Origin of the sequence: Methylotenera sp., from assembly GCF_030684185.1 — a bacterium.
Lineage (GTDB): Bacteria > Pseudomonadota > Gammaproteobacteria > Burkholderiales > Methylophilaceae > Methylotenera.
This window is the reverse complement of the sequence record NZ_JAUXOY010000022.1, coordinates 13,459-28,245: the sequence shown is the minus strand read 5'-3', so window position 1 is coordinate 28,245 and position 14,787 is coordinate 13,459. Positions and strand designations below refer to the sequence as shown.

Annotated in this window: 17 protein-coding genes and 1 other RNA gene; 12 read left to right on the top strand and 6 right to left on the bottom strand. The window is 42.4% G+C overall.

Annotated elements, in window-relative coordinates; genetic code table 11:
• Positions 1–5: 5 nt before the first annotated feature.
• A complete protein-coding gene (gene guaA, locus Q8J82_RS09130) occupies positions 6–1,565 on the bottom strand; it encodes a glutamine-hydrolyzing GMP synthase (RefSeq protein WP_305328164.1) in 1,560 nt (519 codons plus the stop codon).
• Positions 1,566–1,657: 92 nt separating this feature from the next.
• Complete coding sequence (guaB, locus tag Q8J82_RS09125) at positions 1,658–3,121, bottom strand: IMP dehydrogenase (RefSeq protein ID WP_305328163.1); 1,464 nt, start codon at positions 3,119–3,121, stop codon at positions 1,658–1,660.
• Positions 3,122–3,302: 181 nt separating this feature from the next.
• Here guaB and Q8J82_RS09120 point away from each other — a divergent pair, with 181 nt between their 5' ends.
• Positions 3,303–4,076, top strand: a complete 774-nt coding sequence (locus Q8J82_RS09120) for a GntR family transcriptional regulator (protein WP_305328162.1) — start codon at positions 3,303–3,305, stop codon at positions 4,074–4,076.
• A 249-nt stretch (positions 4,077–4,325) separates the two neighbouring features.
• Positions 4,326–4,862, top strand: coding sequence for a DUF4124 domain-containing protein (locus Q8J82_RS09115; RefSeq protein WP_305328161.1), 537 nt, complete (start codon positions 4,326–4,328; stop codon positions 4,860–4,862).
• Positions 4,863–4,909: 47 nt separating this feature from the next.
• Here Q8J82_RS09115 and Q8J82_RS09110 read toward each other — a convergent pair whose 3' ends face one another.
• Positions 4,910–5,236 carry an RnfH family protein gene (locus Q8J82_RS09110; RefSeq protein ID WP_305328160.1) on the bottom strand — a complete coding sequence of 109 codons (327 nt, stop codon included), beginning with the start codon at positions 5,234–5,236 and terminating at the stop codon, positions 4,910–4,912.
• Positions 5,237–5,257: 21 nt separating this feature from the next.
• Complete coding sequence (locus Q8J82_RS09105) at positions 5,258–5,695, bottom strand: type II toxin-antitoxin system RatA family toxin (RefSeq protein WP_305328159.1); 438 nt, start codon at positions 5,693–5,695, stop codon at positions 5,258–5,260.
• A gap of 108 nt (positions 5,696–5,803) precedes the next feature.
• Here Q8J82_RS09105 and smpB point away from each other — a divergent pair, with 108 nt between their 5' ends.
• The 9 genes from smpB to Q8J82_RS09060 all read left to right on the top strand — a co-directional run bounded on the left by smpB (position 5,804) and on the right by Q8J82_RS09060 (position 12,560).
• On the top strand, positions 5,804–6,253 hold the full coding sequence (gene smpB / locus Q8J82_RS09100; RefSeq protein WP_305328158.1) for an SsrA-binding protein SmpB: 450 nt from the start codon (positions 5,804–5,806) through the stop codon (positions 6,251–6,253).
• Positions 6,254–6,477: 224 nt separating this feature from the next.
• Positions 6,478–7,614, top strand: a complete 1,137-nt coding sequence (locus Q8J82_RS09095) for an OmpA family protein (protein WP_305327044.1) — start codon at positions 6,478–6,480, stop codon at positions 7,612–7,614.
• 118 nt (positions 7,615–7,732) lie between these two features.
• Positions 7,733–8,101: a DUF4440 domain-containing protein gene (locus tag Q8J82_RS09090; protein ID WP_304908841.1), complete on the top strand. Its 369-nt coding sequence runs from the start codon at positions 7,733–7,735 to the stop codon at positions 8,099–8,101.
• Positions 8,102–8,263: 162 nt separating this feature from the next.
• The gene (gene recQ, locus Q8J82_RS09085) at positions 8,264–10,108 is read left to right on the top strand and encodes a DNA helicase RecQ (RefSeq protein WP_305328157.1); all 1,845 of its coding nucleotides are present in this window, start codon (positions 8,264–8,266) and stop codon (positions 10,106–10,108) included.
• Between the two features lie 83 nt (positions 10,109–10,191).
• Positions 10,192–10,558: a transfer-messenger RNA gene (gene ssrA / locus Q8J82_RS09080) on the top strand.
• A gap of 173 nt (positions 10,559–10,731) precedes the next feature.
• Positions 10,732–11,118 (top strand): Arm DNA-binding domain-containing protein, encoded by a 387-nt coding sequence (locus Q8J82_RS09075; RefSeq protein ID WP_304909256.1) that lies wholly within the window; start codon positions 10,732–10,734, stop codon positions 11,116–11,118.
• Complete coding sequence (locus tag Q8J82_RS09070) at positions 11,064–11,963, top strand: site-specific integrase (protein ID WP_304909255.1); 900 nt, start codon at positions 11,064–11,066, stop codon at positions 11,961–11,963. Before Q8J82_RS09075 ends, Q8J82_RS09070 begins: the two co-directional genes overlap by 55 nt.
• A gap of 73 nt (positions 11,964–12,036) precedes the next feature.
• A complete protein-coding gene (locus tag Q8J82_RS09065; protein WP_304890730.1) occupies positions 12,037–12,291 on the top strand; it encodes a type II toxin-antitoxin system Phd/YefM family antitoxin in 255 nt (84 codons plus the stop codon).
• Complete coding sequence (locus tag Q8J82_RS09060) at positions 12,291–12,560, top strand: Txe/YoeB family addiction module toxin (RefSeq protein ID WP_304909254.1); 270 nt, start codon at positions 12,291–12,293, stop codon at positions 12,558–12,560. Before Q8J82_RS09065 ends, Q8J82_RS09060 begins: the two co-directional genes overlap by 1 nt.
• A gap of 39 nt (positions 12,561–12,599) precedes the next feature.
• Here Q8J82_RS09060 and Q8J82_RS09055 read toward each other — a convergent pair whose 3' ends face one another.
• Positions 12,600–12,998, bottom strand: a complete 399-nt coding sequence (locus Q8J82_RS09055) for a hypothetical protein (RefSeq protein ID WP_304890728.1) — start codon at positions 12,996–12,998, stop codon at positions 12,600–12,602.
• 266 nt (positions 12,999–13,264) lie between these two features.
• Positions 13,265–13,528 (bottom strand): hypothetical protein, encoded by a 264-nt coding sequence (locus Q8J82_RS09050; protein ID WP_304909252.1) that lies wholly within the window; start codon positions 13,526–13,528, stop codon positions 13,265–13,267.
• Positions 13,529–13,857: 329 nt separating this feature from the next.
• On the opposite strand from Q8J82_RS09050, the gene rfbD reads away from it, so the two are divergent.
• Entirely contained in the window at positions 13,858–14,778 is a 921-nt protein-coding gene (gene rfbD / locus Q8J82_RS09045; protein ID WP_305328156.1) for a dTDP-4-dehydrorhamnose reductase, read from the top strand.
• Positions 14,779–14,787: the final 9 nt, after the last annotated feature.

Sequence of the window (14,787 nt, the reverse complement as noted above, 5' to 3'; positions counted from 1 at the left end):
TCCATTTATTCCCATTCAATCGTTGCCGGCGGTTTGCCAGAAACGTCGTATACCACTCGGTTGATACCACGGACTTCATTGATAATGCGATTAGAAACGCGACCCAAAAGTGCGTATGGCAATTCTGCCCAATGTGCAGTCATAAAGTCACTGGTCACTACGGCACGCAACGCTACTACGTAGTCATAGGTTCGACCGTCACCCATTACGCCGACTGATTTCACTGGCAAGAATACAGTAAATGCTTGCGATGTTTTTTCGTACCAACCGCTGGCATGTAGTTCTTCAATAAAAATTGCATCTGCCCGGCGTAATAAATCAGCATATTCTTTTTTCACTTCACCCAAAATCCGTACGCCTAGGCCTGGCCCTGGAAAAGGATGACGATAGACCATACTATGCGGCAAGCCTAGCGCTACGCCTAGTTCGCGTACTTCATCTTTAAATAATTCACGAAGTGGCTCCAGTAATTTCAGTTTTAAGGTATCTGGCAATCCGCCTACGTTATGGTGACTCTTAATATTGTGCGCATTTTTGGTTTTAGCACCGGCTGATTCAATCACATCCGGGTAAATAGTGCCTTGTGCCAGCCATTTTGCCTGGGGTAATTTGGCGGATTCCTGCTGGAATACTTCAACAAATTCACGGCCAATGATTTTACGTTTGGCTTCAGGGTCAGTGACGCCCACCAAGTCTCCTAAGAACTTGGCGCTGGCATCCACGTGAATCACTTTAACGCCTAAATTTTTAGCAAAGGTTTCCATCACTTGCTCTGCTTCATTCAAGCGCAACAAGCCGTTGTCAACAAATACACAAGTAAGCTGATCTCCAATTGCGCGATGAATCAGCGCGGCAGCTACAGATGAATCCACGCCACCTGATAAACCTAGAATGACTTGGTCTGCACCCACTTCTGTGCGAATATGGTTGACTGCAGTCTCTACGTAATCTGGCATGTTCCAACTACGGTCACACCCACATATTTCGTGAACAAAGCGACTTAAAATGACCTTGCCTTGTATGGTATGTGTTACTTCCGGGTGAAACTGTACTGCATAAAATTTCCGTGACTCATCTGCCATGGCTGCAATCGGCGTTGATTCGTTACTGGCAATGATGCTGAAGCCAGTTGGCAGTTCAGTGACCTTGTCGCCGTGGCTCATCCAAACGTCCAGCAAGCCATGTCCTTGTTCATTGACGGTATCTTGAATATCTCTAAATAGAGCAGAGTGCCCGCGGGCGCGGATTTCAGCATAGCCGAATTCATGTTTAGCCGCATTTTCAACTTTGCCACCCAATTGCGATGCCATGGTCTGCATGCCATAGCAAATGCCCAATACTGGTATACCTAATTCAAAAACAGCTTGCGGCGCACGAGGTGTTTCTTCCTCATACACGGAGTTTGGTCCGCCAGAAAGTATGATTCCGGCAGGATTAAATTCACGAACAAACTCATCGCTTACTTCCCAAGTGTGAAGTTCGCAGTAAACATTGGCTTCGCGCACGCGGCGAGCAATCAACTGCGTATATTGAGAGCCGAAATCAAGAATAAGGATTTTTTGCATAGGTCTGAAAGCTATATTAAATGGATCAAAAAGTAAAAAACAAAACGTCTAAATGCCACATTTAGACGTTTTGTTAAATAATGAGTCAATGCTTATGAAATACGGTAATTTGGTGCTTCTTTGGTTATTTGCACATCATGCACGTGCGACTCACGCATACCTGCTGAGGTGATTTGTACAAATTCAGCACGCTCTCGCATTTCTGTAATATTGCTTGCGCCAACATAACCCATGGAGGCGCGCAGGCCACCCATCAGCTGATGAATCACAGCAAGCACACTACCTTTATATGGTACGCGACCCTCAATACCTTCTGGCACTAATTTATCTGAATTCCCATCTACATTATCTTGGAAGTAACGATCACTAGATCCTTTTTCCATAGCGCCAATAGAACCCATGCCGCGATAAGACTTATATGAACGGCCTTGGAATAATTCTATTTCACCAGGTGCTTCTTCAGTACCGGCAAACATACCGCCTAACATCACGCTGTAAGCGCCTGCGGCAATTGCCTTTGAAATGTCGCCTGAGAAACGAATGCCACCATCTGCAATAAACGGTATGCCAGTGCCTCTTAATGCTTCTTCAACATTGGCGATTGCACTGATTTGCGGTACACCTACTCCTGCCACAATTCGAGTTGTACAGATAGAGCCAGGCCCAATACCAATTTTTACACCATCAGCACCGGCATCGACTAACGCCAACGCAGCACTCGCTGTGGCAATATTGCCGCCAATCACTTCAATATGCGGGAAATGTTTCTTCACCCATGTGACACGATCCAACACGCCTTGAGAATGACCGTGTGCGGTATCAACGACAATTACATCGACACCTGCCTCAGACAAAGCGGCTACGCGCTCTTCAGTACCTTCGCCCACGCCAACCGCAGCGCCCACACGAAGTCTGCCCTGAGCATCTTTACATGCAAGCGGATGGTCCGTTGATTTTTGAATATCTTTGACAGTAATCAAGCCTTTAAGTGTATCTTCGGCATCAATGACCAATACCCGCTCTAAGCGATATTGATGTAATAAACGAATGACATCATCTTTTGCCGCACCTTCACGCACCGTAACTAATCTGTCACGCGGCGTCATGATGTTTTTAATTGGCTGGTCTAAATTGGTTTCAAAACGTAAATCCCGGTTGGTCACAATACCAACGATTTTGCCGTTATCCACCACAGGAATGCCAGAGATTTTATGCATGCGTGTGAGTTCAAGCACATCACGCACTTTCATGTGGCTCTGAATGGTAATAGGGTCATTCACTACACCAGACTCAAAGCGTTTAACACGTGCAACGTGAGCAGCTTGTTTCATTGCAGTCATGTTCTTGTGAATAAAGCCTAAACCACCTTCTTGCGCGAGCACAATGGCAAGTGGCGCTTCAGTCACGGTATCCATTGCCGCTGATAAAAGAGGAATATTTAATTGAATGTTTCGAGTGAGTTGTGTTGCGAGTGAAACCTCGCGTGGCAGCACGTTAGAGTAGGCTGGCACTAATAAAACATCATCAAAGGTGAGAGCTTGTTGCAATAAACGCATGCGAAAATCCTTGTACCCAAAACGAAATTATACAGAATTCAGCTTAAAGGCGCGAGTATTAGCTGTAAAAAACCCCTTACTGTAATAAATGTTAAATACTGTTAGCAGCATGCTGCTCAAGGTTGAATACTTGTATGATGATTTTTAACTATATTTAACGCGGTATTAAAGAAGCTAAGCCATGCAAGATCGCAGACAAAAGTTAACAGTCAGGCAAATGATAGATAAGCTAGCTGTTGATGATAAAACATCAGAGCCTTACTATAAGCAATTGATTCGGCATATTGAGCAAATGATAGAATTAGGTGAAATTGCGCACGGCTTAGGCTTGCCATCAGAACGTGACTTGGCGGAGGCGCTTAATCTAAGCAGAACTACTATTAAACGCTGCTATGATGAGCTAAGGCGATCTGGCCTTTTAAGTGTGCATGGCAGAGGCGGCACATCTGTTAATAAGCCAGCATTGGCAAGCGTGCCTTTGGATAGGCTAAAAACCTTTGCAGAAGAGATGCAAGCAATTGGTCGATTGGCTTCTACTCGGCTTGAAGGTCTCGAAATTTGCACGGACAGGACAATCGCTTCAGTTTTTCAGTTGCCATCTAACGCTTCATTTTTACGAATAGTACGTGTGCAGTTGGCTGATAGAATGCCTATAACTAGAGAAATTGCCTGGTATGACTTAAGTGCTGCGCCAAAACTAGAGGCTTGGAATGCCAGTGGTTCAATCTATGCTTTTTTACAAGAGTTTTGTCACGTAACATTAAGCTGGACAGAGCAATCAATAGAAGCCATGTTAAGTTCAGATGCCGAAACCAAAATATTTGGTTTTAATCAAAGTTCACCGTGTTTATTGATTAAGCGCCGCACATATTCAACTGAAAGTAAGCTGATTGAATATACTGAAAGTACCTGTAGAGGCGATGCTTATGCATATCAATCTAAATTGGGTATTTAAGTTGGATGCACAGTTTCATTATTAGCCATGTGCCTAGTAGGTCATAGCAGCATATAGCGGTTCGGTTTTTTAATTTAGTAGTTTAAAATTTAAAACCACTTTTGTATTATCGACTCTGACCAATTTAGCAATAATCTCTATAATAAAGCTTGCTTGAATATTTATCTGGCAATATGATTAATTCAATATTGTTTACATGTATTCTGATGTGTATTTAAGTGGTTAAGTAAACTTGTTAAAGGGCTATATATGTTGCGTATTTTATTGGTGAGTACAATTTTATTACCTACCTTATTATTATCTACTGCGGTCTTGGCTGAGATATACAAATGGAAAGATAAAAATGGTGTAGTGCGCTACAGTGATGTGCCGCCGCCATCAAATGTTAAGCTGGAAGACATGCATGGTAAAAAGTCACCTAAACCTACTGGCTTGGCGCCCTTAACTGCGGTAGAGGGTGATGGTACGGTCGAGATGAATAAAGCGAAGGCATCTGCGGCTAAATCTAAAGCGGATGCTGATAAAACGCCTTTGAGTAAAGATGAGGCTGCGGCCAAGCGAGCTAAAGATGCAGAGCAGCAAAAAAAAGCCGATGAAGCAAAGCAAGCTGAATTGAAAATCAAACAAGAAAACTGCACTGTAGCAAAGCAAAATTTGGCTACATTTACTAACGGCGGAAGAATCGCAAAAACCAACGAAAAAGGCGAGAAGCAGTATTTAGGCGACGCTGATATCAGTCAGGGTAAAGCGGATGCGCAAAGAGATGTCGAAAAATATTGCGATTAACTTTGGCTAAATTTGATTAAAGTCGGCGATTAAAAGTCAAATTAAATTCAAGCTTCAGGCGGTGCATCTCCACCGCCTTTTTTCATTACTTTTCCGTCTGCGGCACGTTGTTTTCGCACTTCCTTCGGGTCGGCAATCAATGGGCGGTATATCTCTACGCGGTCAAGGCGCCGCAAGGGAGCGTCTAATTTTGAGAGCTTGCCAAAAATACCAATTTTATTAACGGCCAAATCAATTTCCGGATATTTGCTCATTATTCCAGATGATTTAATCGCCTGCTCTGCAGTAACGCCATCCGTTACCTTAACGGGTATGATCAGTTGTTCATTAGGTAGCGCGTAGGCAACCTCTACAATAATCTCACTGGCAGTCATTTGATTCCTATAGTTTAATTTTCAGTTCGTTTTATACACAACATCTGCACGCGCTACAAACCCGTCAACAAAAGTGTTGGCAATGTGACTAAATACAGGCGAGATGATTTTTTCTAAAAAGCTATTTGCAAATTCATAATTGAGCATGAATTCAATTTTACAGGCATCTTCATTCAGTTCTATAAATCGCCAAATACCATCAAGTTGCTTAAAAGGGCCATCTTTTAATTTTATTTCCATTAAGCTCGGGTAATTTTTATGATTTTCAGTAGTAAATTTTTGATGTAAGCCGTGATATGCAATGTGTAAAGTGGCTATAGTCGATTGTTCATCTTGTTTGATTAAATCCACGCCGCCGCACCAAGGCAAAAATTCAGGATACCTGGTCACATCGTCCACTAGCGCATACATGCGACTTGCAGAATGGTTGATGAGTACTGATTTTTGAACTTGTGCCATGCTTCCCTTTAATGACAAACTAAACCTGTACGAGTCTTGTAAGCGAGCTGGCACAGAAAGTAGAGTAAAATGTTATTTTAAGTCATTCGCCAAGAAATATTTAGTTTTATGAGCATTGCACAAAATAAAAAAGCCTTTTTTGATTACTTTATTGAAGATAAGTACGAAGCTGGTATTGTTTTAGAGGGCTGGGAAGTCAAAGCCATCCGAGATAACCGCGTGAATATTAAAGAAGCCTACGTCATTATACAACGCGGTGAAATTTATTTAATCGGTTGCCATGTCACGCCATTGGGCGCAGCCTGTACGCACATTCGCCCTGATGCAATACGTACACGTAAGTTATTGCTGCATAATGAAGAAATTATAAAGTTGATAGCCAAAGTTGAACGTGCTGGCTATACCATTGTGCCGCTGGATTTACACTTTTCAAAAGGGCGCGTAAAAGTGCTAATTGGTTTAGCTAAAGGTAAAAAGCAACACGATAAACGCGATACCGAAAAAGAGCGCGATTGGAATCGTGAAAAAGGCAGGATTATGCGGGCGCATAATAAATAGCAAGCCCAACAGTTAATTACAAATCAAAGCCTGGTCAGAAATGATCAGGCTTTTTTGTTGCCATTGGTATTAGCGCAAAAATAAACTGAAATGAAGCTGAAGAAATAAATCTTTATGTTGCCTGCCGCACAGAGTGATTTAAGTTGCAAACGTAATATGTATCTGACAGGGCGTTAAGTTCGACGCAAACGTTATTTAAACATTTAACAATCAAGGCAAAAAATATGAAAAAAAATCTTATTCAAATCGCAGTAGCTGCAACATTGGGTTTAACTGTACTTTCCGCTTCTGCAGATGACATGTATCGCGGTGCTTGGTATGCACTACCTGGCATCAGTTATATGGATACAGATAGCGACTTAAATGCAGGTAACGGTGGTGGTGCATTTATCAAGTTTGGTAAAGAGATAAGTCCAAGCTGGGATATTCAAGGCGGTCTTGGCTATAACACTTCAAATGAGAACGATATTCCAGGCGCAAGTGGCAGATATAAGCAAACTACGTTAGGGTTAGATGCACTATATATGCTTAGTCGTGATAAATTCCGCCCATTTCTATTAGCAGGTGCTGGCGTAGCTCGCAATAAGCTTGCTTACACTATACCTGCACCAAACAATGGATTAAGTGATAGTAAGACTGGATGGATGGCTAACGTAGGTTTAGGTGCGCAGTATCTAGTGAGCGACACTTTTGGCTTGCAAGCTGATGTTCGTCAACAATGGAGCCGTGCTAAAGGCGGTTTAGATAACAACTTAGATGGCACCAATATTAGCCATAGTGAAACAATCAGCAATACCTTGTTAAGTTTAGGCGGAATTTTCAGATTTGGCGCGCCAGCACCAATGCCAGAGGTAGCAGTTGCAGCCGAGCCAGCTCCTGCAGCATATGTAGCGCCTGAACCGGTCGCAGAGGTAGCTCCAACCCCGGCGCCAATACCAGTTGCAGAGCCATGCAAACCTAAATTTGAAACTGTGACTATTTCAGCTGAAAAATTATTTGGCTTTGATACGTCTAAATTGCAAGAAGGTTCTAAGCCTATCCTTGATGAAGTGGTTGCTCAATTAAAAGCACATCCGGAATTTAAATTGGTCATGGTTAATGGTCATACGGATCGTATCGGAACTGAAGCTTATAACCAAAAACTTTCAGAGCGCCGCGCTAACGAAGTGAAAAATTACATAGTTTCACAAGGTATCGATGCTAGTCGCTTACAAGCGGTTGGCAAAGGTGAATCAGAACCGGTAGCTGTATGTAAAGGTGTTAAAGGTAAAAAATTGATTGAATGTTTAGCACCTAACCGTCGTGTTGTTATTTCTGATCAAGAGCAGCATAAAGTTGAGTCTCAGACAGGTTGCAACTAAGTCATTAAATTTCACATAGATAAATATAAGATGTATTAATAGTGATGACAATTTGGTGCGAATTAATGAGGTCGCACCAATATTGGGACTGTCATTCATCATTGAATTGGAAAATTAAATGGATATTAAATCAATTATCGAAACAGCAAACCTGGCATGGAACAAGGCGCTAAATAGCGGAAGCGTAAAGACGCTTGCTGCCCTCTATACTGATAATTCAATTATCTCAGCTGGAAATGGAATAATACATACAGGGCGCGACGAAATTGAAAAGTTGTTTATGGAGTTTGTCAAAAATGGCGTTCATAATCATACCTTAGAGATTATCGAAGTTGGTGGGTCAGATAAAGTGATTTACCAAGTATCGAAATGGAACGCCAATGCTGCAGAATCGTCATCTTTCGGCGGTATTGCCATGAGTGTGCTGGAGCAGTATTCAGACGGGAAATGGCTCATAAACTCTCATGTTTGGAATGTGAAAAGTTAATTTCATATTTGGGCGGTCTATTTTCACAAATGAATGAAAATAACTGATTGTAGGTATTCTGAAAATAGCCGTATTACTTCATACATTGGGTTAGTATTATAGAGTTTATCTGACTCACCAAGACCTGAGTGAAGAGTTAGCTTGCGGTGTACAATACCGCCCATGTCAAATTCCCCCGCTTTACAAACCCTGTACGAAGTTTTTGGTTATTCAACTTTTCGTGGCGAACAACAAGCTGTTGTAGAGCATGTTGTCTCTGGTGGTGATGCGCTGGTATTGATGCCGACAGGTGGAGGCAAGTCGCTGTGCTACCAATTGCCAGCGTTGCTGCGTGAGGGCGTTGGTATTGTAGTTTCGCCACTTATTGCACTGATGCAAGACCAAGTAGATGCTTTAAAACAATTGGGAGTGCGGGCCGCATTTTTGAACTCCAGCCAAGATGCAGATGAGGCGCGTGAAATCACCGCACAATTGATGCGTGGGCATTTACAGATAGTTTATGTTGCGCCTGAGCGACTTTTAATGTCAGGATTTTTGTCACTGTTAGATGAAATTGAGCAAGGTGCCGGTATTGCGCTTTTTGCCATTGATGAAGCGCATTGTGTGTCGCAATGGGGGCATGATTTTCGACCGGAATATCGCAAGCTGACGGTGTTGCATGAGCGTTTTCCACAAGTGCCGCGAATAGCACTCACCGCCACCGCAGATGCACCTACCCGCGCTGAAATTGTAGAAAGGCTCAAGCTGGAAGATGCGCGCCAGTTTGTTTCCAGCTTTGACCGCCCAAATATTCGTTACCGCGTGACGCAAAAAGCTAACGCGCGCCAACAATTAGAATCTTTTTTAGAAGCTGAACACGCCAATGACGCAGGCATTATCTATTGCTTGTCGCGTCGCAAGGTGGAAGAAACCGCCGAGTGGTTAAAGTCGCGCGGCTGGGATGCCTTGCCTTACCATGCGGGCCTAGACGCCAGCGTGCGCAACCAAAGTCAGCGACGATTTTTACGTGAAGAAGGCGTAATTATGGTGGCGACAGTTGCTTTTGGCATGGGCATAGATAAGCCCAATGTGCGCTTTGTGGTGCATTTGGATTTACCAAAAAGCATGGAAGGTTATTACCAAGAAACCGGTCGTGCAGGTCGTGATGGTTTGCCAGCCAACGCTTGGATGACGTATGGTTTAGGTGATGTAGTGAGCATGCGAAAAATGCTGGATTCTGGCGATGCACCCGAAGAACGCAAGCAAGTCGAGCGACAAAAGTTGGATGCTCTGTTAGGATTTTGCGAATCAACCAGCTGTCGCCACCAAACTTTATTGCGCTATTTTGGCGAGCAGCATCCTGGTAATTGCGAACAATGTGACAACTGTTTAAGTCCAGTTGATACCTGGAATGCCACACAAGCCGTGCAGATGGCGCTTTCATGCGTGTATCGCACAGGGCAGCGCTTTGGTGTGGTGCATTTGATTGACGTGTTGCTAGGTAAAAATACGCCAAAAATACAGCAATTTAATCACCAAACATTAAGCACATTCGGTATCGGTAAAGGCTTAACTCAGCAACAATGGAGTAGCGTGTATCGGCAATTAGTTGCAGGTGGTTATTTAGAAAGCGACATAGAAGCTTACGGCGGCTTGAAGTTAGCCGAATCTGCAAAACCTGTACTAAAAGGCGAAGCAGAAGTTTGGCTACGCCAAGATATAGAGCTAGCCGCCACCCGTAAAGTAAGCAAGGCAGAACGCGGCAGTCGCGCTAAAGAAGGATATAAAGAAGTGGCGGACGATCCTATATGGCATGCGCTAAAAGCCAAACGTATGGAACTCGCGAAAGAGCAAGGCGTCCCCCCTTATGTGATATTCCATGACAGTACGCTTTTAGAGATTTTGAACCAAAAACCTGCAAGTCTAACCGAAATGAGCCATATTGCAGGCGTGGGCCAGGCAAAACTCATACGTTACGGCGATGAATTTTTGCAGGTGTTAGAAGATGAGATGAATGGTGCTGCTTAGGAGAAATCAGCGTATAATTCACGGACTTACAGAAGTCTAATTGAACTAAATTTCACTTTTGTAAGTCGTAACAGGACTGATTTGGGGCTGACCAGGTTTCGACGTGGGTTACAAAGCAGTGCAGGGCATACCGAGGCTCAGATTACCTCGTAAATACAGCTGAAACAAGTATAGTCGCAAACGACGAAACTTACTCTCTAGCAGCTTAGTTCTGCTGGACGCTACACCAGCTCTCCCGTGGGTTGGATTGGGGTAACCCATACGTAGTGTCATATACACGGGATACGTGTTGTGTTGGGTTACTTAGCACTTCATTAACCTTAAGGTAACTCGTCTGTAAACCGCTTGTCTGTTGGTGTGGTGCAGATTAAATTAAACAACAAGGCTAAGTATGTAGAACTGTCTGTGGAGGATTTGCGGACGCGGGTTCGATTCCCGCCAGCTCCACCATTTAAGTGTTTCACCAAGTGTCAATCGGTATCTAAAGCCTAGTAAATTCAACCTTCTAGGCTTTTTTTACGCCTATTGCAATCGCATGGTGTATCTTTACATATTATTGTTTTGAGGGTACGCGGTGTTTTTTATAAAACGTACCCGCAAAACTTGATAGAGGGTTGTTGAGTATGCCTAAGCTAGCCGAACGCTTAACCGATGTTAAGATTAAAAATACCAAGGCAAAAGAAAAGCCATGTAAATTAGCGGCTGGGCGTGGTTTACATTTACTTGTTAAAACCGATGGCTCAAAACATTGGCAATTTAGATTTAGGTTTGATGGTAAAGAAAACACAATTGCTATTGGGCGTTATCCTGAAGTATCACTAGCTAATGCAGAAAAGCAAGCCACTAGCGCACTGGAGTTATTAGCTAATGGTATTAACCCTAGTGAAAACAAAAAGGCTGCCATTGCATCTAAAACAGGTGCGCTTGCTAATAGCTTTGAAGTTGTAACGCGTGAGTGGCAATTAGTTATTTCACCAATAAAACAGCATCACATCAAGATCGCACTATAAGGCGATTAGAAAACTATATATTCCCATGGTTAGGTAGCAAGCCAATATCAGATATAACCGCACCACAAATTTTAGAGGTGGTGAAGCGTATCGAGAACTTGAATAAACTTGAAACCGCACACCGTACCTTGCAAGCCGCTAGCCAAGTGTTTCGCCATGCAGTGCAAACAGGCAGGGCATTACGTGACCCATGCGTGGATTTAAGAGGCGCGTTACCTGCTACAGTCGTTAAGCACATGGCAGCGTTTACCGAACCTAAACAGATTGCCGAACTATTACGCGCAATAGACGGCTTCACAGGCTCATTTACCGTTCAATGCGCCCTTAGGTTGTCACCATTAGTGTTTACGCGCCCTAGCGAGCTTAGAGCGGCTAAATGGGCAGATATAGACTTAGAGGCTAATGAATGGCGATACAAAATTAGCAAAACTAAAACGATGCACCTTGTACCGTTATCAACACAGGCAGCTAAATTGTTTACTGATATGAAAGCATTATCAGGGCATGGTGAATTTGTTTTTCAAGGTGGGCATGATCCTAAAAATCCCATGAGTGCGGCGGCTATCAATGCGGCATTAAAGCGCATGGGTTATGACACACAAAAAGACATAACAGCCCACGGATTTAGAGCAATGGCGCGCACTATTCTGCATGAACGCCTAAACATTGACCCCTATATTATTGAGCATCAATTAGCACACAAAGTCCCTGATGCACTAGGCGCGGCTTATAACCGCACCAAGTTTATTGAGCAACGTACAGCCATGATGCAAGCGTGGGCAGATTATTTAGACGAGCTAAAAGCGGGTGCAAAGGTGTTGCCGTTTCAGGGTAAAAGCGCTTAATAATTGATAGCTTGCGCTACGGTATGATGTTGTATTATACTTGTACAATATATTGAACAATTAGGAGAATATCATGCAAGTTATTAGTTACTCAGAAGCCCGCAACGCATTAAAAAGCGTGTTAGATAGCGTAAACGATAATGCGGACGTGACCATTATTAACCGCCGCGATGCAGGTAATGCGGTGGTGATGTCGCTAGACCATTACAACAGTATTATGGAAACGCTATACCTCATGCAAAGCCCCGCTAATGCAGCACACTTAATGGAATCAATCGCGCAGTTTAAAGCAGGTAAAACAGAACAACACGCATTGATACGCGACTAATGGCACGCTTACTCTTTTTTTCGCCAAATGCATGGGCGGATTATGTGTATTGGCAGACGCAAGATAAAAAAACGCTCAAACGTATTAACGCCATTATTGATGCAACAGCGCGTGACCCTTTTACAGGTATAGGCAAACCCGAGCCATTGCGCGGTGATTTAACAGGGTTTTGGAGTAAGCGTATTGATGATGTGAATAGGTTTGTATATCAAGCCACCGATACAGAACTCAAGATTTTTGCTTGTCGCTTTCATCACAGTGAACATTAAATACAAACAACAGTGAGCATGACTGATGCAAGGGTATTGCTATGCAATCGATTTATTTAGCATGATGCAATTAGCACAATTTTTTTTAATGGTTGTGTCACGGAGTGATTTACATGATTCAATCACACTTGCGTGATAATCAGCGTATTCTTTTTTAAACATCTCATTATTTTTGTATAGATATTCAGTAATTTTATACTGTAAGCAGTTATCCGAATCAGCGTCATTGTCTTGAAGAAACGTTGTTTCTTTAACAAAATCACTTTTACTATCAAGCGCTTTGGGGGATATGTTTGGATAGCCTACTTCTCTAGAAAAACTCATGAAGTGCTCAATGTGATGTATTACTTTGCCATCCATAGAAATACACCATGAAAAGTGTTTTGCAGGATCAGCAAGGTGTAAAGTGAAACTAGGCTTCTTATCTGGACTTTTCATATAGTACCTTTTAGTCACAATTTTAAGTTGTTAACTAAAACTATACGCCTAATAACATTATAAATTTTATGGTTATTTATTAAAATGAATTGAATAAGGGTAATCACTTATATCTAAGCAAATAAATAGGCTGCGATACTTTTGGCTTGTATAGGTTTGCAGGATTGAGGTCAGTGTTTAGGTATTTCACAAGCTGTCAAAACGAGTTTCTTGAAATCTATGGTTGTTCAATCTAAAGTTGCTTTAGATTGGCAGTTTATTAATAGTTACTGTGTTGCATTGTAGGTGCTTCGAGTTTCGCCACTTTTTCTTGGTGTTTTTCTGCGTTCCTGAATAGCGGGTCTTATAAACTCTTCGTAGCTTATTTCTGCGACCTCGTAGTCGCATTTCATTGGACCGTTTTCAGAGATGGAAAAATGAGGAATCTCTTCATTATCTTGATTTTGATGACCTTGGTTTTGATATTTATGATTTTGAAAAGTTGGTTTAGCATTTTTAGAAAAAATGGAGTTGAAAATAGATTTCATCATGCACCTTTCACTTTCTTTAAAATAATTACGGGCTAAATAATTCGAATAATATATAAAGCATTCTAAGCAAAAAATATGCCTATAAAGTTAACTGTTGTTAACTCGGCAACTTAACTTAATTAACTATATGAATTAGTTGTGACTTTTTGAAATTTTTATTTTGTGGCAGGGAAAAATCTAGCGAAAATTATTAGGATATAGGATAATTGTTGGCGGTTTTTCATCAATATTGTTGTGTTTAATAAGAAAATTATTGAACAGTAATTCAAGCTTATAGTGTTTGTGATTATGTTTGGGTTAGTATGTGAAAGTAATGTTAAAAAAGAAAAGTGTGTCAAATGAAGTTGCTTAAAATTCTTCTTCTAGGTAAAGACGGTCAAGTGGGTTGGGAGTTGCAGCGAAGCCTGGCACCATTGGGTGAGCTGATTGCGCTAGATTTTCAAAACACAGATTTTTGTGGGGATTTTACGAATTTGGAAGGGATTGCCCAAACCATAAGGGCCATTGCTCCAGATATAATCGTCAATGCCGCGGCGCACACTGCCGTTGATAAAGCCGAGAGCGAAACTGAATTGGCTCGCACTATCAATGCGCTAGCTCCTGCTATTTTAGCGAATGAAGCTAAAAAAATTGGCGCATGGCTTGTGCATTATTCAACTGACTACGTGTTTGATGGCAGTGGCGACAAGCCTTGGCAGGAAACCGATGCGACTGCGCCGTTAAGTGTTTACGGTAATACAAAGCTGGAAGCTGAAAATGCAATTGTTGCTTCAGGTTGTAAGCATCTTATATTTCGTACTAGCTGGGTGTATGCTGCGCGTGGCGGTAACTTTGCCAAAACCATGCTGAAACTAGCGCAAGAGCGAGATGCTTTAAAAGTTATAAGCGATCAGATAGGTGCTCCAACTGGTGCTGATTTGCTTGCAGATGTGACTGCCCTCACCATTCGTTCTGCATTGTTGCATCCTGAAGTGAGCGGACTTTATCACCTTGTGGCGAGTGGACACACCTCTTGGCATGGATATGCTAATTTTGTGATTGATTTTGCACGGCAAGCAGGTGTTGATATTAAAGTGGCTGCGGGAGCGATTCAGCCTGTACCAACTGCAGCGTTTCCTACGGCGGCAAAGCGTCCACTGAATTCGCGGTTAGATACTAATAAATTACAAAATACCTTTGACTTAAAGTTACCACATTGGCAAAGTGGTGTTATTCGTATGCTTACCGAAATTTTAGAAAAAAACAGATAAAAATAGAGA

Bases quoted from the DNA above. Each gene is read 5' to 3' on its own strand.
- guaA (WP_305328164.1), bottom strand. From the start codon at position 1,565: ATGCAAAAAATCCTTATTCTTGATTTCGGCTCTCAATATACGCAGTTG.
- guaB (WP_305328163.1), bottom strand. From the start codon at position 3,121: ATGCGTTTATTGCAACAAGCTCTCACCTTTGATGATGTTTTATTAGTG.
- Q8J82_RS09120 (WP_305328162.1), top strand. From the start codon at position 3,303: ATGCAAGATCGCAGACAAAAGTTAACAGTCAGGCAAATGATAGATAAG.
- Q8J82_RS09115 (WP_305328161.1), top strand. From the start codon at position 4,326: ATGTTGCGTATTTTATTGGTGAGTACAATTTTATTACCTACCTTATTA.
- Q8J82_RS09110 (WP_305328160.1), bottom strand. From the start codon at position 5,236: ATGACTGCCAGTGAGATTATTGTAGAGGTTGCCTACGCGCTACCTAAT.
- Q8J82_RS09105 (WP_305328159.1), bottom strand. From the start codon at position 5,695: ATGGCACAAGTTCAAAAATCAGTACTCATCAACCATTCTGCAAGTCGC.
- smpB (WP_305328158.1), top strand. From the start codon at position 5,804: ATGAGCATTGCACAAAATAAAAAAGCCTTTTTTGATTACTTTATTGAA.
- Q8J82_RS09095 (WP_305327044.1), top strand. From the start codon at position 6,478: ATGAAAAAAAATCTTATTCAAATCGCAGTAGCTGCAACATTGGGTTTA.
- Q8J82_RS09090 (WP_304908841.1), top strand. From the start codon at position 7,733: ATGGATATTAAATCAATTATCGAAACAGCAAACCTGGCATGGAACAAG.
- recQ (WP_305328157.1), top strand. From the start codon at position 8,264: ATGTCAAATTCCCCCGCTTTACAAACCCTGTACGAAGTTTTTGGTTAT.
- Q8J82_RS09075 (WP_304909256.1), top strand. From the start codon at position 10,732: ATGCCTAAGCTAGCCGAACGCTTAACCGATGTTAAGATTAAAAATACC.
- Q8J82_RS09065 (WP_304890730.1), top strand. From the start codon at position 12,037: ATGCAAGTTATTAGTTACTCAGAAGCCCGCAACGCATTAAAAAGCGTG.
- Q8J82_RS09060 (WP_304909254.1), top strand. From the start codon at position 12,291: ATGGCACGCTTACTCTTTTTTTCGCCAAATGCATGGGCGGATTATGTG.
- Q8J82_RS09055 (WP_304890728.1), bottom strand. From the start codon at position 12,998: ATGAAAAGTCCAGATAAGAAGCCTAGTTTCACTTTACACCTTGCTGAT.
- Q8J82_RS09050 (WP_304909252.1), bottom strand. From the start codon at position 13,528: ATGATGAAATCTATTTTCAACTCCATTTTTTCTAAAAATGCTAAACCA.